A 19,938-nucleotide genomic window follows, 5' to 3' on the forward strand; every position below is an offset into this window, starting at 1 on the left:
AGGTGTGATGATCAGGCGAGAACCGCCTCGCGGCGGCATAAAAGGAATAGAGCCGCACGCTCTGGAACCTCCACCTCTCCTTGGAGCGAGAAACGCTCCCCTTTCAGAACGATGTCTGTCTTCCTGCTCATGAGGAGCCGCACGGGCTCATCCCCCAGAGTGTCTGGCACAGCATCCCGCAAGGGGTCGAAATCATCCAACTCGTCTCGAGTCATCTTAACCACGCGCAGCCCTGTCTTACCATGCAAGGAGAAGGGCATACGGATGAGGCGCTTCACATCGCTGGTCACCGGCTCATCCACCTGGCCTGAGACCCTCGGGACCAACTCCGTCTCAATCAATTTGATGAAAAGTGATTGGTTCTTCTCCCTGATATCAGCAAGGTTCCCTTTCTTCAGGATAAGGTCACAGCCTCTTTTTCCACGTGGACCCTTGAATAGATCTTCATAGAGTGAAATTACCGCTCCTTCTTTTTCCCGGGATAGGGAGGGATAGTGCATCCTCGCTTCTTTGGGCTCTAATCTCTCCATCTCCTCAAGGAATTCAGTCAGCTTGGAACGGACCCTTCCTCGCCATCCTCCACTCCCTTCAGCAGGTATCATGCGGGTGTTGAGACTCCTAATCACACCCGTTGCGCCGTAGCGCTTCTCTGCCACCGTCTTCAATGGCATCAGCCAATCTATGTCAAGGTCTGTGCCGGAGATGTAGTCCACGATCTCCCTCCTCTCATGGGAGCGCAGGGTGAGTATCCGGGGGTCGGAGATGTGCGCGTGATAGCCCCTGCCTCCCGAGAAGGTAACGCTAAGGTGCTTCTCATCAAAGCCCAGATCTCCCAGAATGAAATCGTCCAGCAAGCGAATCATCTCTTTCTTGACCAGAGCCAGCATCTCGGTGTACGAAAGCGCCTCCGCTCCGCGTATGTGGTCAGCATCCAAGTCGAATATCAGGTCCGCCCCTAACCAGATCTTATCCTCCATTTTCTCAGCCGCAGGGTGCTTGTAATAGGCGGTGGAATAGTAGCAGTGCGAAGGCACCTTTTCTATGAGGAAGGAGTGAAGATCGGAGACCTTAGGGAAAGCAAGGTGCCTCTGCACGTAGTTTCGGTCAAAGAACATGAAGCCGAACTCCCTTCGGCTGAAGCGCTCAGGAGGAGAGAGAGGCCTTTTAAGGTAATAGTCACGGAAGCGCCGCATTATGAATTCCGTCTCCCCTGCCAAAACCATCACCCGACAATGCTGTAGCGTTATCAGAGCATAACAATGCCGGCCAAACCTTAATTATTGTGGACGGAACATTTCGGGAAGTGAGGGGCGCGACTCATGAAGGTCTTTGTAAGGGTCATCTTTCTTAGTAACGGGATGTCCCCGGCCGAGGCGGAAGCGGCCATGAAGAATCTTGGCTTTTTCAGGATGAAAGGAAGAAGCACGTTCGAAGCCGAAGTCCCTGATGAGGCCGCGGGGAGCGCCCTGATCGAAAGGATGCATTTGGCCCTGCGGAACGCGCAAATAATCTACGAGCCTACCATTGGTCGAGCTCCAGAAATCACAGTGCCAGTCCCTGGCAGTTACAGAGAGCGCATAGCTAAATGGAAAGAGATCGGACTGGACCTAGATGAGCTCTCAGACCTCATCCAATATGACCGCGAGCGTTTCCGAGTGCGAGCCATGGAAATGTTCAGGGCGCAGGTGGAAAGGGTGGCGATGGAGAGGGAGCGCGAGATCCGAGAGATGGAGGAGAAGGAAAGGATGGAGCGCGCTCGGGAGAAGATAGTGAATGCCGTGAAGCAGACGGGAGGGCAGACCTTCCAGCAACTGCTGGTGGTCTCGGGCATCGACGAGGATACCCTGATGCAAATGCTGGACGAGATGGTAGAAAAGGGCCAGATCGTGGCACGCCAAAGTGGTCGCAAAGTGGCCTACACAGCTCCCTGAGCATATGCTGACTAAGAGTGACCCATATCAAACTTTGCGATAATTTTTAATAGTGTTGCTTTATTTTGCACAAGGGCAGGTGAACAGATGAGCAGAATCGGGGCGTTTGCCAGGACGACCTTCATGTTCCTCTTCATGTTCGGCCTCTTTGCGGCCGTGGGGTGGATCGTCGGGACTTATTTCATCGGCAATTGGGTGGTTGGAGCTCTGGTATTCCTGATCATAGCTGGCCTTATCAATTTCATATCCTATTTCTTCTCCTCCAAGATCGTCCTCTTCACGTATAGGGCCAAGATAGTGGATGAATTGGAGGCCCCCAGGCTATATCGCATCGTGCGCAACGTGGCGCAAAAGGCCAACATGCCCATGCCTAAGGTGGCCATAATTCCTTCCCAGACCCCTAATGCCTTCGCCACCGGCAGGAACCCCAAGAACGCCACGGTGGCGGCCACGCAGGGGATACTGGACTTGCTGAATGACAATGAACTGGAGGGGGTCATGGCGCATGAGATGGCGCATGTGCGCAACCGCGACGTATTGGTCATGACCATAGCAGCGACGTTAGCAGGCGCGATCTCCTTCGCGGCCAGGTGGGCGCTCTATGGGGCTATGTTCGGGGGGCGAGACCAGAACAGTGGGAACGTCATACTCCTACTCATATTGGCCATAACCGCGCCCATTGCCGCCATTCTAATCCAATTAGCCATATCGCGCAGCCGTGAGTTCGGGGCGGATGAGGATGGGGCTCTCATCATCGGCCGCCCCCTCTACCTCGCTAGCGCTCTCAAGAAGCTGGAGGAGGGCAACCGACGCCGCCCGATGCAGATGGGCAACCCCACCACCTCCAGTCTCTTCATCGTGAACCCCTTCCGCGGAGGTTCGTTCGTGAGGCTGTTCATGACCCACCCCCCTATCGAGATGCGCATCGAGAGGCTGAAGAAGATGGCCGCTGACATGGGCCAGTTCTGAGCTCGTCACCGCGCCTTCACAAGAGCAGGTCCTGAAGAAGGTCCAATCGCCTCAGGAAATCATAGGCACGGTCCACTTTGCCGACCTCCTCCAGATCACGATGCATGTCCGTGCCTACGGTGACTTTGACCTTGCCCCTGAAGGCCTGGAATTGGCGCTCCGCTAGTTCGAAGTACTGTCTCCCCTCCCTCTGGTAAAGGGAAGCGGTGTTGGCCTCTACGAACAATCCATAGGATTGCAAGAGGTTGGCCAGATCCTTTGGAGAGATGCCGGAAAAGACCCTTTCCAGGTCGGTGTGGACCAGGCCGCAGGGCACACGCAGCTGCGTCAATATGGGGTCGAGCTCCACCAGGCTGCTGCCTCCCTGATGCATGTCATTGACATATTCGAAGAGCACGAGATCAAGGGAATTCAATGCTTCGAAAGGCAACGAGAATAAATCGCAGCGCTCTGGATTGGTGTCTATCTCCACCCCTGCCAGCAGTTTTATGCCCTGATGGCGCCTCTGTGCCTGCCTTATCTCAGAAATGTAATCCTCGAGCTCTTCCGCTGCCACGCTCCTGCGCACCTTTGTCGTTTCAAAGTGATCGGTGATGGCCACTGCGTCCAGGCCGCTTCGCTCTGCGACCTCAACTATTTCCTCGATCGAGTACTGACCGTCAGAATACAGGGAGTGTAGGTGGAGATTGGAGCGAAGGGGCATCCGCCTTTGCGAAAGAGGAGGGGGTAGATAACAGATTCGCCTCTAACTTTTCAAATGATAGCCCTATCTTCAGCGCACCTGCTCCCATTTCTCCAGCTCCAGCACGCTGGATAGCGTCCCACCGCGGCGGATCTCCTCGCGGATCCTGTTCTCCCGCTCTAACACGTCCAAGGCGCGGTTGGCGACCTCCACGGCGGATTCCTGTGGAACCACCACCAGGCCGCTCTCGTCTCCTATGATCCAGTCGCCCGTTCGCACCAACTGGCCACCGCACATTATCTCCAACCCGATGCCGCCGTGGCCTTTAGGCTCGCCCGCATGCGGCACTACGTATCGACAGAAGCAGGGGAATCCTATCTCCCGAATCACATCCATGTCCCTGACCGCTCCATCCACCACCACACCGGTGATGCCCTTTCCCTGCGCGCTCAGGGAAGCCAGCTCTCCCCACACAGCCACATCGCTGCCCCCTGCGTCGATCACCAGGACATCGCCCGGGGAGGCGCGGTCTATGGCCTCTACTGGCTTCGCCCAATCCCCTTTAGCCGTCTGCACCGTCAAGGCCCTACCCACCAACTTCTGCCCCGCTCGCAGATGAGGCACTAGGCCGAGAATTACACCGCGCTTGTGCTGCGCATCCGCGATGTTCGGCGTCGAGACCTTGGTGAAGGCTTGGAAGAGTTCCTCCTTCCCGTATTTGCGCGAGATCTCCTGAGCTCCCACCTGGCCGGTCAACATGGCCCGCTTGACGGCCTTGGCCGCCTCTCTGACGTTCTCCGCCTTTATGATGGAACCGCCCACGATGATCACGCTCGCCCCCGCTTCCACGTAATCCTTGGCTGTGAATTGTGTGATCCCCCCCGCCACGGCCACCGGGATGCGGAGCGAAGCCGCGATCTCCCGCACCGACTGCAAAGGCGAAGTCCGGCCATGCATCTGCTCATCCACGCCCACGTGCAGGCAGACCAGCTCCGCGCCCAGCTTCTCCACCTCCTTGGCGCGCTCCAGCTTGTTCGCCACGTTAATCAAGTCCACCATCACCTTGGCCCCGTACTTCCTAGCGGTGAGCACGCTCTCGGAGATGGTGGCATCGTCCGCCAGGGCGAGCACCGTCACGATGTCCGCGCCTGCTTTGGCCGCTATCTCCACCTCGAAGGCGCCCACGTCCATCACCTTCATGTCCGCCACTAGGGTGAGGGTTGGGAAGGCCTTGCGCAGCTCCCTGATGGCCAAGGCTCCCTCGCTCTTGATCAAAGGAGTTCCTGCCTCCACCCAATCCGCCCCTCCCTCCACGGCCTCGCGACCGATCTCCAAAGCCCTCTTGAGATGCATCATGTCCAGGGCCACCTGCAGCACCGCGCTCATCCCTCAGCACTAGGGAATAGAATCGATAAAGCTTTTCGCGTTACGCAAGCTAAATATTCCAGCTGGGGGATAACCAGACTCATGCCTAGGAGGGCCGAGCGAGGCCGCTGTGCCACGGGCATCGAGGGCCTGGACAACATCTTGGGAGGGGGAATACCCTGCTCCAGCGTAGTTCTGGTGGGAGGAGGTTGCGGCACGGGGAAGACCACCCTGGGCCTGGAATTCCTCATAAGAGGTGTGATGTCGGGGGAACCAGGCCTGTTGGTGACCACTGTGGAGAGCCCGGAGAAGCTGCTCTCCAATGCGCCACGATTCATATTCTTCCAGGACTCGATGCTGGCCAAGGGGAAGTTGGGGATTGTGACGTGGCAGGAGATAATATCCTCTTGCGGCTTGTCAGGCTCGGACCTGGACGAGGCCGCCATTAAGAAGATCTCGTCCTCTCTGGCAAAGCAGGTCTCCGCCAACAAGGCCAAGAGATTGGTGATCGATACCATCGACACTCCTCTTGCAGAAATAAGCGACGAGGCCTTGGGCACCATGCTCCTGGTGGAATTGAGCGATATGATGTATAGGAGCGATTGCACTGCCATGCTTATTTCCAGCGCTGAGAAGTGCGAAAGGATCGAGGGCCGGGTGGCCGATGGGATAATACTGATGGGCAACTTGGAGAGGAGAGGTGATCTTCTTAGGACCATGCAGGTGGTGAAGATGAAGGGCACGGCCCATTCCCGCTCGAAGTACGTGGTCGATCTGACCGAGGCGGGGGTGCTGGTCACGCCATTGCTGAAGGGGGCGCCTTAGATGAGCGAGGGATTGCATCTTGACGTGGCCAGCAAGCTGGAGGGATTGAGCCCGGCCACTGCGGTGGCGCTCGAGATAAAGCTCGACTCGTACTTCGATGTGGTGCGGGGCATCATCGACGAGTTCGCCGCCAAGAAAGGGATGCCGTGCGTATACATCACCGCTTCCGTCCCCGCCTCCACTTTGAACTCTGCGTTACAAGCTTTGGAGGTGAACACTTCCGATCTATGCTTCGTGGACTGCATCTCCCACACCTTGATGGCCCCGGCCGAGAAGGTCGCATGCACGGCGCTGGTGGAGAGCCCCACCATGCTGGAGAACATCGTGCTGAAGGTGGAGTATTTCGCCCGGCTGAAACAAGGAAGGAGAATGGTGGTGGTGCTGGATTCGGTGAACTCATTCTCTTTGCATAATGACGTCAAGTTCCTCGCCGAGTTCCTGACTGTATTGGTAAACTCTCTGAAGGCGCGTGAGGCCTACGCCATCCTTCTCTCCATCCCGGAGCAGATGAGGCCGGAGGCGAAGGAGGCCTTGGCCATGGTTAGCGATGTCATCATACCTTTGTGATTAGTGTCTAGCCAAGGCAAAACCCTCGGTCAAAGTATGATAGGACTTTATGGTACGTCGTCCTCTCGCTATCATTTGCGATTCCCGGTGAGCATATTTGAGAAATATGACGGGCCAGGCGCACTTTCAAAATTGATTATGGAATAGATATATTTATAACGGGCTTGAAGAGAATATCTACCAAAGGTAGGGGAATCCTACCTAGGAGGACAGAACCATGAAGAAGATATGGAGCATGAGGAAGAAGGACGGTGTCTCACCTGTCATCGCTACCATCTTGATGGTCGCGATCACCGTGGTGCTAGCAGCCGTGTTGTATGTGATGGTCATGGGATTTGGTGGTGGCCAGAGCGGACAGACGCCAACAATTACGATGACGTATCAAAGAAGCGCCCCAGGTGATTATAATTTTACAGTGGCTGGTGTAACAAAAAATGACGTTAGATGGTCAGATATTGACGTAATAATTTCTCCTCTTTCTGGAACTATTACTAAGCCATCGGCCACTTTCGTCGGGGCAGGTGATATATTATCAATTCAAAACCTACAAACCGGCAATACGTATGTGATAACATTGAAATATACACCAACAGGAAATGCTTGCTATCAAGTATCCTTGACGGCGACGCCGTAATTGATTTTTAGGGGTTAAATACCCCTTAATTTATTTACTTCAATTTTTTTACATGAATATAATCACAATGAAATCAAGAAATTTACAAGTTGATGTGGAAGTTATAAAGGCGCTCAAGGCAAACCCTCTTACAATAAATGACTTAGTCACAATAGTTGAAGTCACTCTTGGAAAGCAATGTCCCGATGATATTGCAAGAATTCTAGTGAAAATGAAAAAAGAAGGTCTAATAAAAAGTGAATTTGATGAAACTACAAAAAAAATCATATGGAAATTACAAGAAGATATAAAAATGGAAAAATAACCACTCAGCTCGCCCGTCTGTCATCATGAATCAGAGCTGGGTTTATCATCACGGTGGCTTCAACCCTTATTGTAGCGCTATAAAAAATCTTTTGTGATTATTACTAAAAGATATTCTTTGAATAAATTAATAGCATGTCCTTGAATATGGGCGAGATGAAAAACAAACCGGAGCTTAATAGAAAAAAATCGCAACGGAGTAAGAAGATCAGAATTTTTATTTATGTAATCATAATAATAATTGGTGCGATTTTGCTTCTTCCTGAAGGATGGTATCTATGGGTATTGATACTAGCCGTTGCGCTTTTCAGAATATACTCGATCGCATACCCTCGTACCGCATTTAAATGTAATAAATGCGGCCAGGTTTTCATGATGAGGGGTAAGAAAGGGTATAACAGCATAAAGATGGCTTTCAAGGTAAGACCTGAAGATCTCTATAAAGCCGATGAGATAAAATGTCCAAATTGCGGTTCTACCAATTATCAAAAAATCAAGCATAAACTCGATAAATAATCGAATGAAAGATGTATTTATAAATATTATATTTATTAATATATATGAATTTATAATTTGGTCAATTGTAAAATTAAAAACTTTGATAGAATCCGTCAGCCAGGAATTATATTAACGGTATTTCCATTGTCCTTTTCTAATTTTTATGCTGATTGACTTTTCGATTCATTGAAGCTCATTACTCAATCACTACTGAATCATTCGATGGCTTCAGCGCTTTAGACTTCTTGTGAGCGGCGAGGGCTATCACCTTTGTCGAAGCGATCCTGTCCGTGAACCTCTGCCTCGGGTCCCCCACCATCGCCAGTCCTGCCAAGGCGTCAAAGGGTAGGAATATGTACCAGAAGAACTTGGGCACCGATCTTATGCTGGCGTGCACTAGACTATGGCTATGTCCCTCCGTCACCACAGCGAGGCCCATAAGCTTCTTCCCCCACGTCTGTCCGAATATGCCCTCCAGCAGTGTGCTGTAAAGGAAGAGGCCTAGACCAGAGAGCACCCCCGCCAATATGACATCCGAGCTATCCTTTACCATGAACGCCAAGGATATGGGGGCAGCTACAATGGCAAGATCTATGAGTAACGCTGTCGTGCGCTTGAACCAATGTATCTGGAGCTCCCTGCTTCCGCTCAGCAGGTCGAAACCGGTTTGCATCCCATCATCCATGGTTTGTATTGTGAGTATAACTTATTAAGCATTGTGCTTTACAAACCTGATTAAAAAGAGAACAAAACAATCAAGCCTCCAAGCTCGTTTCTCAACTTGCCAATGAGTCTTGATGTAGCTAGAGCGAAAATCCTTGTCTACGACGAGGGCCAATGCGACCCCAAGAAATGCACCGCCAGGAAGATGATGAGATTAGGACTGGCAAAAAAGATAACTTCATTGGGCCAGGCACCTCATGGAGTGGTGGTGCTGGATCCTTCGGCAGAGAAAGCATTGTCCGTCGAGGACCGCGAAGCTGCCTTGGCACATGGCATTCTGGTCATGGACCTATCTTGGAACAAAATAGAATCTTTCCCTAAATTGCACATCAGATCTCGGCCTAGAGCTCTTCCCTATCTCCTCGCCGCCAATCCGGTGAACTGGGGAAAGCCCATGAGGTTGTCCAGCGTGGAGGCGGTCGCAGCCGCACTCTATATCATCGGATTGAGGGATCAAGCTCGTGAGCTGCTATCCAACTTCTCCTTCGGAGAACAGTTCCTCCTCCTGAACCAAGAGCCTTTGGAGAGATACTCTAGTGCGAATACCAGCGAGGAGGTCGTAAAGATTCAAACAGAATATCTGCAAGTCTAAATCCGATACCCTTCTAAAATCTTAGAGAAGTATCCTGAACCTTGGAGTTAGTGTCCCATGGCACACTTAAATAGAAATATAAAAAGTAAGGTTGGCGTGATGTAATAGAAGGAAGAATATCGAGAGTAGGCACATAATGTTATTAATTAGAAAGCATAGTGGTAAAGGCTCTTTCAAATGCAGGGCAGAGGGTGAAGCTTCTGGCAAGCGACTACAGTGATGAGGACCTCATCGCCAGATGGGAGGACTTCTTCGAGACCAGTGACTACAGGGTCAAGATAATGGAGGTGGCGGCGCACTACCCCGAGCAGCGCAGCGTCTACGTGGAGTACGCCAAACTGGACCTCTTCGACCCAGACATGGCTGAGCACCTATTACAGTATCCCGTGAAGGTCCTATCCCTCTCCAAGCAGGCCATTCGCAAGCTCTTGCCTCCCGGCCGCGAGAACGTGGATATACACCTGCGCGTCACTCAACTTCCCCGGGACAGCAAGGTGGAGATACGAAAGATACGCTCTGAGCACCTGGGAAAGCTCATCGCTGTGGAGGGATTGGTACGCAAGGCCACCGAGGTGAGGCCGAAGATAGTGGACGCTCTCTTCCAGTGCGCCCGCTGCGGCATGATCATAAAGGAGCCGCAGGAGGGCATGTACTTCAAGGAGCCCATGGAATGCTACAAGGAGCAGAACGGCTGTGGGAGGACCGCCTCCAGCACCAAGTTCAAGCTGCTGAGCGAGGAGTCGCGCTACGTGGACACGCAAAAGGTCGAGATCCAGGAGAACCCGGAAGGCCTTAGAGGGGGAGCGCAGCCGGAGCGCCTCACGGGCTTCTTGGAAGAGGATCTCGCGGGCACCGTAGCACCAGGGGACAGATTGGTGCTGAACGGCATACTGAGGTCGGTGCAGAAGGGCGCGGTGCAGAAGTACACTCTTTTCGATATAAATTTAGACGTGCTCAGCGTGGAGCTCAAGACTCAAGAGTACGAGGAGGTCAGCTTGACAGAGGAGGACGAGGTGGAGATTCTGCGCCAAGCCAAGGATCCCGCCCTGTTCAAGAAGATAGTGTCCTCTATCTCCCCGACCATCTACGGCTATGAGAGGGAGAAGGAGGCGATAGCCCTGCAGCTCTTCGGCGGGGTGCACAAAACCTTGGACGACGGCACGAAGATAAGGGGGGACATACACATCCTCCTGGTAGGCGATCCAGGAGTGGCCAAGTGCGTCACCGGCGACACCCAAGTCTGGCTGGCGGACCAAACCTTCCGCAGCATTAAGGATATCGTGGAGGAAGCGGTGGCCAAAGGCCCAGTGGAGAAAGTGGACGATGGCGTCTGGGCTCCCTTGGACCTCATGGTCCTGACATTTTCCAATCGCGGGGCGATCGACTTCGGCAGGGCTGTGAGGGCATGGAAGAGGACCGCTCCTCCTAAGTTATTGAGATTCACTACCAAGGGCGGAAGGACGCTGACCGTGACGCCCACGCATCCTCTCTTCGTGCAGAACGGCCCTTGGATACAATTCCGTCCTGCCCACCTCATCTTCGTGAACCAATACGTGGCCGTAGCCACCTGCCCGGGCAAGACCGGATACGATGAGACCTGTGGCTACCAAAGGGGCCTGGACTGGGATCAGGTGGTGAGCAAGGAAGAGGTCGAGCCGCAGGAGGGATTCGTGTACGATCTCGAGGTGGAGGGGACGCACAACTTCGTCACCAACGGCATAATCTCTCACAATAGCCAGATCCTGAGGTACATGTCAGATTTGGCCCCCAGGGGCATATATGCCTCGGGCAAGTCCTCCTCTGCCGCTGGTCTCTGCGTGCATCCTGACACCATCATCTATGTAGACGGTAGGCCGACTAGGATTGGCGAATTCGTGGAGGCTCGTCTCTCCTCTCCCAAGGAAGTCAAGCCGGGAGTGTGGACTCAGGAGAGCGATGGGGCCTTGGTGGATTCTGTCTGGAAGGGTGAAAATCGCCCCCGCCGTCTGAAGGCGGTGTGGCGCATTTCCACGCCGGCCAGATTGATTGAGTTGATAGTGGAGGAGGGCAAGAACATCATCCTCACCCCAGAGACAAGGGTGAATGCCAGGAGATTTGGCATGGCGGGGGGGTTCTCCCGGTGCATGGATCTGCAACCAGGGGACGAGGTGCTGATGCGAAAGGGCGGAAGACTTGAATGGGTGAGGATAAAGGGCGTGATAGAGCACGCGGAGGATCTGCCGCCATATGTATATGATCTAACGGTGGAGGAGAGCCATACCTTCGTGGCCAACGACTTCGTGGTGCATAACACCGCCGCCGCCGTCAAGGACGATTTCGGTGAAGGGAGATGGACTCTGGAGGCGGGGGCGCTGGTCCTGGCCGACCAGGGCCTGGCGGCCATAGACGAATTGGACAAGATGTCCGACCAGGACCGGAGCTCCATGCATGAGGCCATGGAGAGCCAGAGCGTCTCGGTGGCCAAGGCGGGCATAACCGCCCGCCTGCAGTGCCGCTGCTCCATCCTGGGAGCGGCTAACCCTAAATACGGAAGATTCGAGGAGTCCCAGTTCATCGCTGACCAGATCGACCTTCCGCCCGCGCTCATGTCCCGCTTCGACCTCATCTTCGCCATGACCGACAAGCCCGACTCGGAGAAGGATGCGCGCATCACCAGGCACATACTCAACGTGCACCGTAGAGGTGAGATATTGAAGAACGAGGACCTTTCCTCCATCCCTGGCGTGGACATAGAAGCCATGATGCAGGAGACCAGCTCCTTGGAGCCGGTCTTCTCCAAGGAATTCCTCAGGAAATATGTGGCGTATTCCAAGCGCATCACCCCTATACTTTCGGACGAGGCGGTGAAGCTCATAACTGAGAATTACCTCAACATCAGGCGCATGGGTGAGGGGGAGAACAAATCGGTCCCGATAACCGCCAGGCAGCTTGAGGCCTACGTGCGCCTGGCCGAGGCCAGCGCCAGAGCTCGCCTCAGCCGCGTGGTGACTGCCGAGGATGCCAGGCGTGCGGTGAGCATAGTGGAATATTATCTGCGTAAGATTGCGGGTGAGGCGGGTAGGCTGGACATTGACATCATCGCCACGGGCACCTCACGTTCGCAGCGTGAGCAGATCGTCACCCTACGCTCCCTCATCCAGGAGAACGCCGAACGGGACAAGGGCATCTCCATCGAGAATCTGATTCAATTGGCGGAGGCGGAAGGCATACCTGAGGAGAGGGTGCGCATGCTGCTCAAGCGCCTGCATGACAACGGCGAGGTGTACTCCCCCATCAGCGGCTATTACAAGCTTTCCTCGGAGGGCAGAGAATGATCACTTTGAAGGTGTATAGGAAGAAGGGCGAGACGGTCCTGGCCGCCTGCGACAAAGAGCTCTTGGGCAAGAGCTTTCGCGAGGGGGAGCTGAAGTTGGAGGTGCATGCCGCCTTCTACGAGGGAGAGGATGCGGACGAAGAGATGCTGGTGAACCGATTGATGAATGCCAGCATAGCGAACCTGGTGGGCGAGAGGACCATAGGCATCGCCGTGCGGCATAAGATGGTGCACGAGGAATGCGTCATACGCATACAAGGAGTGCCTCATGTGCAGATGGTGAGGATGTGAGCTTCTGCGTGCTCTGCGGTAAGGAAGGGCGCACGTACGCTTCGCTGTGCGCGGATTGCTTCTTGGCCAACAATCGCTTCACCCGCCTGCCTGACCATGTGGACCTGTTCCAATGCCATCACTGCCAGGAGTTCCAGCTTCATGGAAAGTGGCAGCGTCGGGGACTGGAAGAAGCCGTCAAGGAAGCGGCACGCGATGCATTGGAGATAGTCAAGCCTGTGGACTTGGTCAAAGTGCGCAGCGAGGTGCAGCAGGCCGATGTGCGCAACTATCATGTTCACATGCACACCAGCATGACCTATCAGGACCTGAAGGTGGAAGAGGACAATCACACTATAGTGCGCCTCAAGGGTGCGGTTTGCCCTCGCTGCTCGAAGATAATGGGGTCCTATTACGAGAGCATAATCCAAGTGCGGGGAAGGGAGCGCAGGCTGACGGAAGCGCAGCAGGAGAGGATATTGAGCTCGCTGCGCTCAAAGGTCGAAGAGGCACAGGCGGAGAACCGCGAGCTGTTCATCACCAAGCTGGAGCAAGTCCCTGGAGGCTTCGATGCCTTCCTCTCCTCCATCTCCTTGGCCAAGGCCATCGCGCATGAGCTAGCGGACAAATACGGAGCTGAATTGAAGGAGTCCTCCACCTTGGTCACGCAGAAGGAGGGCAGGGACGTTTACCGCGTGACCTATTTGGTCAGGTTACCTTCCTATCTGCGGGGAGAGGTCATACTTCATGAGGGCCGTCCTCACCTGGTAGTATCGATCGCCTCTTCCAGGACCAAGCTCCAGGACCTCAGGACGCACGAGACGGTGCTGATGAGCAACGCGGAGCTGAGGGAGGCTAAGGTGGTGGCCAAGCGTCAGGATATTATGGAAGCCGTGGTGCTGAGCGAGACGAGGAGAGAACTCCAGATCATGCACCCTGTCAGCTTCGCTACCGTGGAGCTGAGGAGGCCTCAAGGCTTCGAGGTCAAGGGGGGCTCGGTGAGGGTCATGATATTCGAGGAGGAGCTATACCTCCTTCCTTAGGTCCTGTTTTTGAGCATTTCCATGAAATATGTGCAAGCCCTCTCTACCTCCTCCTTCCTTCCCTTTATCACCACCGTGTTCCCCCCCTCTTGCCTCCAATTCTCCCGAGGCAGGGAGGAGAGGCGCACCTCGAATTGCTTCGCGATAAGCTGGAAGATCGGCTCCAAAGAGGTCTCGCCCAGCATGACGCGCACCTCCTTCTCGAAGATACCTTCATCATTCAGAATTGGGAGCACGTAGAGATGGAACATAGACCTCATCTCCTTAGGGAAGCCGGGGAGGCAGATGATCATAGTGCCGCCGACTTTAGCTCGAATCCCGCAGGCCATTCCTACTGGGTTTCGCAGCGCCTCCATGCCCTCTGGCACCATGGCCATCAACGTGGTTGGCGAATCCGCGCTCAGCTCCTCGCCATGGCGGGTGTGATAGGCTTCTCTTAGCCAGCTGAGCGCATCCTCATTGACGCTCAGCTTCCTCTTTAAGAAGGAGGCTAGGGCGTGCCGGGTGACATCGTCGATGGTAGGGCCTAAACCACCTGCGATCAATATCAGATCTGGCCTCCGCTCAATGGCAGAGGACAATTCCTCGGCTATGGCGCCTATATCATCCATAAGGATAGTGACCCTGGTTATCAGGGAGCCTCTGCTCCTTATGGCTTGCATCAGCTCCGCCGGGTAGGGATCGAGCTGCCCGGTGAGAAGCTCATCCCCCACCAGCATCAGCTCGACCTTCATCCTAACCGATCATCTCCCGGCGCTTGAAGAGCATCAATCCCGCAGCGTTGCAGGCTATGATGTAAGCGATCATCACCAAAGCGCTGGAGGTCACGCTGGGATAGAAGAAATAGATGTTGAAGGGCAGACCGAGGGACTCGTTAGCATACTGCACATAGCTCTGAGGGTAGGGGGTCATGAAGACCGCATCTATGGCCCCCGATTGATAGGTGATGGAAGGAACAGGCTCCACCCCTCCCAAGGTGCCTACCAGGTCGAACAGGGGTAGGATCATGAAGAGCAGGAAGAAGGTGAGCACCAGCGCCCCCGTGCTCCCCTTCAAGATAGAGCTGACCAGGAATCCTATGGAAGAGGCAGCCAAGGCGAAAAGCACGGCCAAGGCATACGACCAGATGGCTAGCACGGAAACCCCGCCAGTCACGATGGCGCCGGAGACGATGGCCACCCAATACCACACGCTCACGATGAGGAATACTATCAGGGCGGTGGACGCGAACTTGCCCAGATATATGGTGGAGCGACGCGCCGGATTGGGGAAGAGAAGGTAGCCAGTCCGACTCTGGAACTCGGAGCATATGGCGTCACCGGCGAACATGGTGGCCCCGAGTATTATGAGGATGTTCGTGAAGGTGAAGGCCAGGACATCATGCACGAACTCCGCTGGATCATCGGAATAAGGCCGGCCCAGCAAAGCGGGGAGAGAGAGCATTATGGCCAACAGGAAAACTTCGATCACCAAGATGGCGATCAGCCTGCGACTGCGTAGGTGCTTGAAAACCTCGTACCTGGCCACGGTCAGCATTTGCCTCAGGTCGGAGGGGACCTGCCTATGCGCGTTGATAGCCATTAATATCACCTCGAGCTCTTTATCAGGCTCATGTAAAGATTCTCCAAAGCCACGCCTGATTCTTTGAACGAAACTACCCTGTATCCCAGCTCCTGAAGTTTGAGCAGTAACTGCGCCTGCTTCTCGTCATCGCCTACGAAATCGATGTAGAACTGCCTCTCATCCACGATGTTGAGCATCTGCACCCCCTCATACGACCTCAACTGGTCCATGGCCTCGGGGATGATATTGTTGGCGATGCGGACCTCTAGCTTCTTGGAGTGTATGCGTGAGAGCAGTTCCTCCACCTTATCGTATGCCAAGAGACGGCCGTGGTCTATCATGGCCACCTCTGTGCACACCTCTTGGACTTCGTTCAGAAGATGAGAGGACATGAAGACGGTGTAGTTCTGTCTCTTGAGGTCCTTGAGAATATCCCTCACTTCCACCATCCCTCTAGGGTCAAGGCCAGAAGTGGGCTCATCCAGGATGATGACGCTGGGCTCATGCAGCAGGGCCTGGGCCAGGGCCACTCTCTGCTTCATTCCTTTGGAGAACTTGCCGATGCGGGTATGGGCCCACTCCGTCATCTTCACCGTCTCCAACACCTCTTGGCTGCGGCGCTTGACCTCTTGCTTGGTCATGCCTCTGAGCTGGCCCAAATATTCCAAGGTCTCGTTGGGAGTGAGGAAAGGATAGAACTCTGGCGTTTCCACCACCGCCCCTACTCCCGCCAATGCCTGCTTGGCATCCGAGGCCACGTCCACGCCATTTAGATAAGCTTTGCCAGAGGTGACGCTTAGCAGGTTGGTCAACATCTTTATGGTGGTGGTCTTGCCCGCGCCATTTGGTCCCAGGAAGCCCACGAAGGAATTGGCCTTGACCACCAGGTCGAGGTTGTCCACGGCGCGAAAGCCCTTGCCATAAATCTTGGTAAGTCCCTGGAGCACGATCGGTTCGCTCATCTCACATCCCCACGCAACGAGGCGGTTACGCTTCCGCACTTAAAATTAGTTTCCCCTAAGGTCGTTCGCAAAGAGGCAAGGCATTCATACATAGATGGCAATATGGGAGTCAGGGAGCAGATGAGGTCGATTAAGCTGCTGGAGGAAGTCACGGTCAGACTGTTGCGCATGGCCGCCACCGGCCTTCCGGAAGATGTGCTGGAAGCGCTCAGGCGTGCGGAGAAGGAGGAGACCACGGAGGTGGCGAGAACACAGCTCAGGGCCATACTATCCAATATCGATTCCGCGGACCGCTTGATGCTCCCTTTGTGCCAGGACACAGGCATTCCAATATTCTTCGTCAGGGGCGCTTGCCTACCGCACTTGGAGGAAGGCATAAGAAGAGGGGTTTCGAGGGCCACTTCTGAAGTACCACTTCGTCCCAACGTCGTTCATCCCCTGACGCGTCATAATCCGGGTGATAACTTAGGTAAGGGCATGCCCCTGGTGCATTTCGAGCCAGCCGATGTCGACTACACGGAGATCACCGTCCTACCCAAGGGAGCGGGCTCGGAGAACATGAGCTCCCTGGCCATGCTCACCCCCTCCCAAGGCTTGAGGGGCATAAAGGAATTCGTCTTGGATACGGTCATCAGGGCGGGCGGCAACCCCTGTCCCCCCACGATAGTGGGATTAGGCATAGGAGGCTCGGCAGATCAGGCGGCATACCTATCGAAGAAGGCGCTGCTGCGGCCCTTGGACCGAGAGAATCCCGAGGCAAGCTTAGCGGCGTTGGAAAAGGAGCTCCATCACGCTCTTAACGCTACCGGGATCGGGCCCATGGGCCTGGGAGGAAAGACCACCGTACTCGGGGTAAGGGCGGAGATGTCCCATTGCCACACCGCTAGCCTGCCCGTGGCGGTCAACCTCCAGTGCTGGGCTGCAAGGCGGGCCACGGCGAGGATAATGAAAGATGGTAACGTGGCGTACTCCAAGGAGGGATTCGATTGAAGCTCAAGACTCCCTTGTCAGAGGAGGATGTCAGATCCCTCAAGGCTGGAGATACCGTCACCATCTCTGGCATAATCTATACTGGTAGGGACGAGATGCATCAGCGCGCCTTGGAATATGCGAGAGAGGGAAGACGGCTCCCCTTCGACCTTCAGGGCGCGGCGATATTCCATGCGGGCCCCATAGTAAGGAAGGAAGGGGGCGGATGGAAGGTGGTGGCCGCTGGACCGACCACGAGTTCCCGCCTGGATCCGCTAGAGCCAGAGTTCATCGAGAGATTCGGAGTGAGAGCCATAATCGGCAAGGGGGGCATGTCGCAGCAGACGGTGGAGGCCATGCAGAGGCACGGTTGCGTCTATCTCGCCATGACTGGGGGAGCAGCGGTGTTGGGGGCCGAGGGAATAGTGGAGGTGAAGGATGTGGAGTGGTTGGATTTAGGTATGCCCGAGGCCTTCTGGGCCCTTGAGGTGAGGGGATTTGGTCCCCTGACCGTAGGCATCGACGCGCACGGCCACAGCCTCTATGCCAAGGTGAGGGAGGAAGTGCAGGAAAACCTCCCTCGCGTGAGGGGCATGCTTGGCCTATAGTTCACTTATCCTCGCTCTCCTCCTCTTTGGCCAGCAAATCCGGTTTGCTAGCCCCCTTAGCTTGGACGAAGAGAGAGAAGAACATCAAGAATATGGCCAGGAAAAGCGCCACCACCATCATCGAATGGGTCAGGTCCATCCCTTCTATGAACCCGTCTCCCCCTTGCATTGGTCTTCTCATCATAGGGGCGTCCACTCTCAACTCGGCGAAAGGCTGGAGGGATATCTGCACGCTCTTGTCCCTAAGCCCCTCCTTGGTGAAGACCAAGGTGTAATTGCCTGCTGGTATACCCTCGAAATTGAAGTTGCCATTAGCATCGGTCAGGGACTCTCGCACCAGGGAGCCCTGTGATAAGAGCTGCACCCTTACGCCCGCTTCAGGGGATCCTCCCAAAGAGACCACGCCGAACACCTTGCCAGGCTGGGGCAGAAGAGTGAAGTTCAACCATGACGCCTCCCCTGACCTGATGTAGACGGGATCGAGGGCGAAAGAGGTCCAAAATCCCTGCTTCTCCGCCTTTGCCACATATATGCCCGGTCTCACCCCGCTTATCTCATACCTTCCAAAGGGCGCGGTGCTATTGGCTGAAAAGCTCATCCCCCCTGCTGAGAGCGTGACAGTGGCTGCGGCAAGAGGCGTCTGCCCCATGAAGATAAATCCGAGAAGGGTGCCGTTGAAAGGCCGGAGAGTGAAATCCAGGCCGAAAAGGTCCTGCCCCACGCTTACCATAGTGTATGTTTTGTTGGAGGAATGCAATGGAAGATATGCGCTTATGTTATAAACTCCTACGGCCAAGCTTAGGACGTACTCTCCCGAGGCATTGGTGAAAGCGGTGATCGGTTCTCCCCCCTGCACTGCCTCTGCGGTCACCCTCACGCCCTGAAGAGGATACCCGCGATCATCCCTTATCGTTCCTACCACCAGGATGCCATCTGACGCCATCGCCACAGGTGATGGAAGGAAGACCATTGAGGCCACGAGCAGCAGGACGCATACCACAGGGATACTGAGCCTAGATGCCATATCCTTTTTAAGCTAACCCTTCTATGGTTATTACTTTTTTTCCTCGTAGGGATAGTGTCTTACACATTCGCTTGCTCACGCTTCGCAACAGTAAACGCTTTTTCCTCGGAGTTCACAAAAGCACGCTATTAGGGCTCAGCCCTCCTGCTCTACTGGCTATGTGAGCGAGCATCATCACCTTGAAAGCCAGAAGCTGGGAGCCAAGAAGGAAGCAATCCTCATACCAGGAGCGAAGGCGCCTCTTCTCCAATCGATCCTCCTTTCCTGAGGTCCAATAGACCACCAGATCACCCTCTGCGTCCGTGCCTAGATCGGCTCCCCTTCCCAAATCCAGCAGCCCATCAGGAGAGAGCTCGGGACCCCCGATCTCGGAGACCTTTTTGAGCAGCTGCTCCAGAGCCCTCGCCTCCCCCCTCTCCAGGAAATCTGGGAGTCCCTTGGAAAGCAGCCCTCCCATGCTCTGTAAGGCATGAGAGAAGGAAAGGGCTCTGCCCTTGGCGTCCACTTGTGATTTGGCGTATGGAGTTACGATGCCTGCTCCGAGTGCGAGGAACCAGTTAACACGGAGCAGATTGAGGCGCAGCACCTGATCCAGATCATCCTGCAAAGCCAGAAAAACGAAGGTGGGGCCCAATTTGGCGTTCTGGCGACTGGTCAGTGCGCGGTAGGCGTTGAGGCGATGCTGGGGGCTTTCCCAGAATCTAGGCTCCACCGTCCCCTCCCTCCCCTCCAGGCTTTTAATCATTTGGGTCAGGAGACCTTCATCTAGCTCATCCATGCCATGATGAAGCACATGAGCGAACGCCTCCATCAGCTTCTCATCGCTCCTCCTCACCTCGGCTGTTCTAGCCCCTTGGAAAGTCCGGAAGGCCTTGACACCCAGTCTTTGTGAGGCCTCTAAATCTTCGGGGTCCTCGAGGCATGCCCTCCATTCCCTCCACGGCAACACCGCCTTGCCTTCCACCAGACTGAACCAGTCCTTGCTCATGCTTACATGCTAGCCCTCTCACCCACAATAAAGATGACGCTGCTCTGGGCTGAGGCGTAGCTTCTCAAATCTCTTGATCGCAGACCAAACCACAGGCAGCAAAGTTCTC

The 19,938-nt window shown here is 54.8% G+C and carries 22 protein-coding genes; 13 read left to right on the plus strand and 9 right to left on the minus strand.

Going from position 1 to position 19,938, the window contains the following annotated elements:
* Positions 1-11: 11 nt before the first annotated feature.
* A complete protein-coding gene (priS, locus tag QW520_07560; GenBank protein MEM0449658.1) occupies positions 12-1,217 on the minus strand; it encodes a DNA primase catalytic subunit PriS in 1,206 nt (401 codons plus the stop codon).
* 102 nt (positions 1,218-1,319) lie between these two features.
* On the opposite strand from priS, the gene QW520_07565 reads away from it, so the two are divergent.
* Both QW520_07565 and QW520_07570 read left to right on the plus strand, forming a co-directional pair.
* On the plus strand, positions 1,320-1,931 hold the full coding sequence (locus QW520_07565) for a hypothetical protein (protein MEM0449659.1): 612 nt from the start codon (positions 1,320-1,322) through the stop codon (positions 1,929-1,931).
* Positions 1,932-2,018: 87 nt separating this feature from the next.
* On the plus strand, positions 2,019-2,900 hold the full coding sequence (locus QW520_07570; GenBank protein ID MEM0449660.1) for a zinc metalloprotease HtpX: 882 nt from the start codon (positions 2,019-2,021) through the stop codon (positions 2,898-2,900).
* Positions 2,901-2,916: 16 nt separating this feature from the next.
* Here the strand turns inward: QW520_07570 and QW520_07575 are convergent, their stop codons facing one another.
* Together QW520_07575 and hxlA are read right to left on the minus strand one after the other, a co-directional pair.
* Positions 2,917-3,603, minus strand: a complete 687-nt coding sequence (locus QW520_07575) for a CpsB/CapC family capsule biosynthesis tyrosine phosphatase (GenBank protein ID MEM0449661.1) — start codon at positions 3,601-3,603, stop codon at positions 2,917-2,919.
* A gap of 69 nt (positions 3,604-3,672) precedes the next feature.
* Complete coding sequence (gene hxlA, locus QW520_07580) at positions 3,673-4,968, minus strand: 3-hexulose-6-phosphate synthase (protein ID MEM0449662.1); 1,296 nt, start codon at positions 4,966-4,968, stop codon at positions 3,673-3,675.
* Between the two features lie 81 nt (positions 4,969-5,049).
* Here hxlA and QW520_07585 point away from each other — a divergent pair, with 81 nt between their 5' ends.
* The 5 genes from QW520_07585 to QW520_07605 all read left to right on the plus strand — a co-directional run bounded on the left by QW520_07585 (position 5,050) and on the right by QW520_07605 (position 7,792).
* On the plus strand, positions 5,050-5,772 hold the full coding sequence (locus QW520_07585; GenBank protein MEM0449663.1) for an ATPase domain-containing protein: 723 nt from the start codon (positions 5,050-5,052) through the stop codon (positions 5,770-5,772).
* Positions 5,773-6,339, plus strand: a complete 567-nt coding sequence (locus tag QW520_07590; GenBank protein ID MEM0449664.1) for an ATPase domain-containing protein — start codon at positions 5,773-5,775, stop codon at positions 6,337-6,339.
* A gap of 217 nt (positions 6,340-6,556) precedes the next feature.
* Positions 6,557-6,973: a type IV pilin N-terminal domain-containing protein gene (locus QW520_07595; GenBank protein ID MEM0449665.1), complete on the plus strand. Its 417-nt coding sequence runs from the start codon at positions 6,557-6,559 to the stop codon at positions 6,971-6,973.
* Between the two features lie 94 nt (positions 6,974-7,067).
* Positions 7,068-7,277, plus strand: coding sequence for a hypothetical protein (locus QW520_07600; GenBank protein MEM0449666.1), 210 nt, complete (start codon positions 7,068-7,070; stop codon positions 7,275-7,277).
* Positions 7,278-7,423: 146 nt separating this feature from the next.
* Positions 7,424-7,792, plus strand: coding sequence for a hypothetical protein (locus tag QW520_07605; protein MEM0449667.1), 369 nt, complete (start codon positions 7,424-7,426; stop codon positions 7,790-7,792).
* A 178-nt stretch (positions 7,793-7,970) separates the two neighbouring features.
* On the opposite strand, the gene QW520_07610 is transcribed toward QW520_07605, so the two are convergent.
* Complete coding sequence (locus QW520_07610) at positions 7,971-8,459, minus strand: RDD family protein (protein MEM0449668.1); 489 nt, start codon at positions 8,457-8,459, stop codon at positions 7,971-7,973.
* Between the two features lie 102 nt (positions 8,460-8,561).
* Between QW520_07610 and QW520_07615 the strand changes: the two genes are divergently transcribed.
* From QW520_07615 to QW520_07630, 4 genes are all read left to right on the plus strand, one after another.
* Positions 8,562-9,089 (plus strand): DUF367 family protein, encoded by a 528-nt coding sequence (locus tag QW520_07615; protein ID MEM0449669.1) that lies wholly within the window; start codon positions 8,562-8,564, stop codon positions 9,087-9,089.
* Between the two features lie 191 nt (positions 9,090-9,280).
* Positions 9,281-12,403 (plus strand): ATP-binding protein, encoded by a 3,123-nt coding sequence (locus tag QW520_07620; protein ID MEM0449670.1) that lies wholly within the window; start codon positions 9,281-9,283, stop codon positions 12,401-12,403.
* On the plus strand, positions 12,400-12,693 hold the full coding sequence (locus QW520_07625) for a DUF424 family protein (GenBank protein MEM0449671.1): 294 nt from the start codon (positions 12,400-12,402) through the stop codon (positions 12,691-12,693). Before QW520_07620 ends, QW520_07625 begins: the two co-directional genes overlap by 4 nt.
* The gene (locus QW520_07630) at positions 12,690-13,715 is read left to right on the plus strand and encodes an NMD3-related protein (protein ID MEM0449672.1); all 1,026 of its coding nucleotides are present in this window, start codon (positions 12,690-12,692) and stop codon (positions 13,713-13,715) included. The genes QW520_07625 and QW520_07630 overlap by 4 nt, the downstream gene beginning before the upstream one ends.
* Here QW520_07630 and QW520_07635 read toward each other — a convergent pair.
* From QW520_07635 to QW520_07645, 3 genes are read right to left on the minus strand one after another with little or no spacing between them, the layout of a single operon-like run.
* A complete protein-coding gene (locus tag QW520_07635; GenBank protein ID MEM0449673.1) occupies positions 13,712-14,449 on the minus strand; it encodes a molybdopterin-binding protein in 738 nt (245 codons plus the stop codon). The two genes, QW520_07630 and QW520_07635, sit on opposite strands and share 4 nt — an antisense overlap.
* 1 nt (position 14,450) lies before the next feature.
* Positions 14,451-15,296, minus strand: coding sequence for an ABC transporter permease (locus QW520_07640; protein MEM0449674.1), 846 nt, complete (start codon positions 15,294-15,296; stop codon positions 14,451-14,453).
* Between the two features lie 5 nt (positions 15,297-15,301).
* On the minus strand, positions 15,302-16,240 hold the full coding sequence (locus QW520_07645) for an ABC transporter ATP-binding protein (GenBank protein ID MEM0449675.1): 939 nt from the start codon (positions 16,238-16,240) through the stop codon (positions 15,302-15,304).
* 102 nt (positions 16,241-16,342) lie between these two features.
* On the opposite strand from QW520_07645, the gene QW520_07650 reads away from it, so the two are divergent.
* Positions 16,343-17,230 (plus strand): fumarate hydratase, encoded by an 888-nt coding sequence (locus QW520_07650; GenBank protein ID MEM0449676.1) that lies wholly within the window; start codon positions 16,343-16,345, stop codon positions 17,228-17,230.
* Positions 17,227-17,817, plus strand: coding sequence for a FumA C-terminus/TtdB family hydratase beta subunit (locus tag QW520_07655; GenBank protein ID MEM0449677.1), 591 nt, complete (start codon positions 17,227-17,229; stop codon positions 17,815-17,817). Before QW520_07650 ends, QW520_07655 begins: the two co-directional genes overlap by 4 nt.
* 1 nt (position 17,818) lies before the next feature.
* Here the strand turns inward: QW520_07655 and QW520_07660 are convergent, their stop codons facing one another.
* Both QW520_07660 and QW520_07665 read right to left on the minus strand, forming a co-directional pair.
* Positions 17,819-18,841 (minus strand): carboxypeptidase-like regulatory domain-containing protein, encoded by a 1,023-nt coding sequence (locus tag QW520_07660; protein ID MEM0449678.1) that lies wholly within the window; start codon positions 18,839-18,841, stop codon positions 17,819-17,821.
* Between the two features lie 112 nt (positions 18,842-18,953).
* Positions 18,954-19,829, minus strand: a complete 876-nt coding sequence (locus tag QW520_07665; protein MEM0449679.1) for a hypothetical protein — start codon at positions 19,827-19,829, stop codon at positions 18,954-18,956.
* Positions 19,830-19,938 lie beyond the last annotated feature (109 nt).

Source organism: Methanomassiliicoccales archaeon, assembly GCA_038740345.1.
In the GTDB taxonomy this organism is placed as follows: domain Archaea; phylum Thermoplasmatota; class Thermoplasmata; order Methanomassiliicoccales; family UBA472; genus JAJRAN01.

Coding starts and splice junctions, on each gene's coding strand:
- QW520_07660 (MEM0449678.1), bottom strand. CDS start 18,841: ATGGCATCTAGGCTCAGTATCCCTGTGGTATGCGTCCTGCTGCTCGTG.
- QW520_07570 (MEM0449660.1), top strand. CDS start 2,019: ATGAGCAGAATCGGGGCGTTTGCCAGGACGACCTTCATGTTCCTCTTC.
- QW520_07595 (MEM0449665.1), top strand. CDS start 6,557: ATGAAGAAGATATGGAGCATGAGGAAGAAGGACGGTGTCTCACCTGTC.
- QW520_07615 (MEM0449669.1), top strand. CDS start 8,562: ATGAGTCTTGATGTAGCTAGAGCGAAAATCCTTGTCTACGACGAGGGC.
- QW520_07650 (MEM0449676.1), top strand. CDS start 16,343: ATGGGAGTCAGGGAGCAGATGAGGTCGATTAAGCTGCTGGAGGAAGTC.
- QW520_07610 (MEM0449668.1), bottom strand. CDS start 8,459: ATGGATGATGGGATGCAAACCGGTTTCGACCTGCTGAGCGGAAGCAGG.
- QW520_07635 (MEM0449673.1), bottom strand. CDS start 14,449: ATGAAGGTCGAGCTGATGCTGGTGGGGGATGAGCTTCTCACCGGGCAG.
- hxlA (MEM0449662.1), bottom strand. CDS start 4,968: ATGAGCGCGGTGCTGCAGGTGGCCCTGGACATGATGCATCTCAAGAGG.
- QW520_07625 (MEM0449671.1), top strand. CDS start 12,400: ATGATCACTTTGAAGGTGTATAGGAAGAAGGGCGAGACGGTCCTGGCC.
- QW520_07665 (MEM0449679.1), bottom strand. CDS start 19,829: ATGAGCAAGGACTGGTTCAGTCTGGTGGAAGGCAAGGCGGTGTTGCCG.
- QW520_07575 (MEM0449661.1), bottom strand. CDS start 3,603: ATGCCCCTTCGCTCCAATCTCCACCTACACTCCCTGTATTCTGACGGT.
- QW520_07605 (MEM0449667.1), top strand. CDS start 7,424: ATGGGCGAGATGAAAAACAAACCGGAGCTTAATAGAAAAAAATCGCAA.
- QW520_07590 (MEM0449664.1), top strand. CDS start 5,773: ATGAGCGAGGGATTGCATCTTGACGTGGCCAGCAAGCTGGAGGGATTG.
- QW520_07565 (MEM0449659.1), top strand. CDS start 1,320: ATGAAGGTCTTTGTAAGGGTCATCTTTCTTAGTAACGGGATGTCCCCG.
- QW520_07585 (MEM0449663.1), top strand. CDS start 5,050: ATGCCTAGGAGGGCCGAGCGAGGCCGCTGTGCCACGGGCATCGAGGGC.
- QW520_07640 (MEM0449674.1), bottom strand. CDS start 15,296: ATGGCTATCAACGCGCATAGGCAGGTCCCCTCCGACCTGAGGCAAATG.
- QW520_07645 (MEM0449675.1), bottom strand. CDS start 16,240: ATGAGCGAACCGATCGTGCTCCAGGGACTTACCAAGATTTATGGCAAG.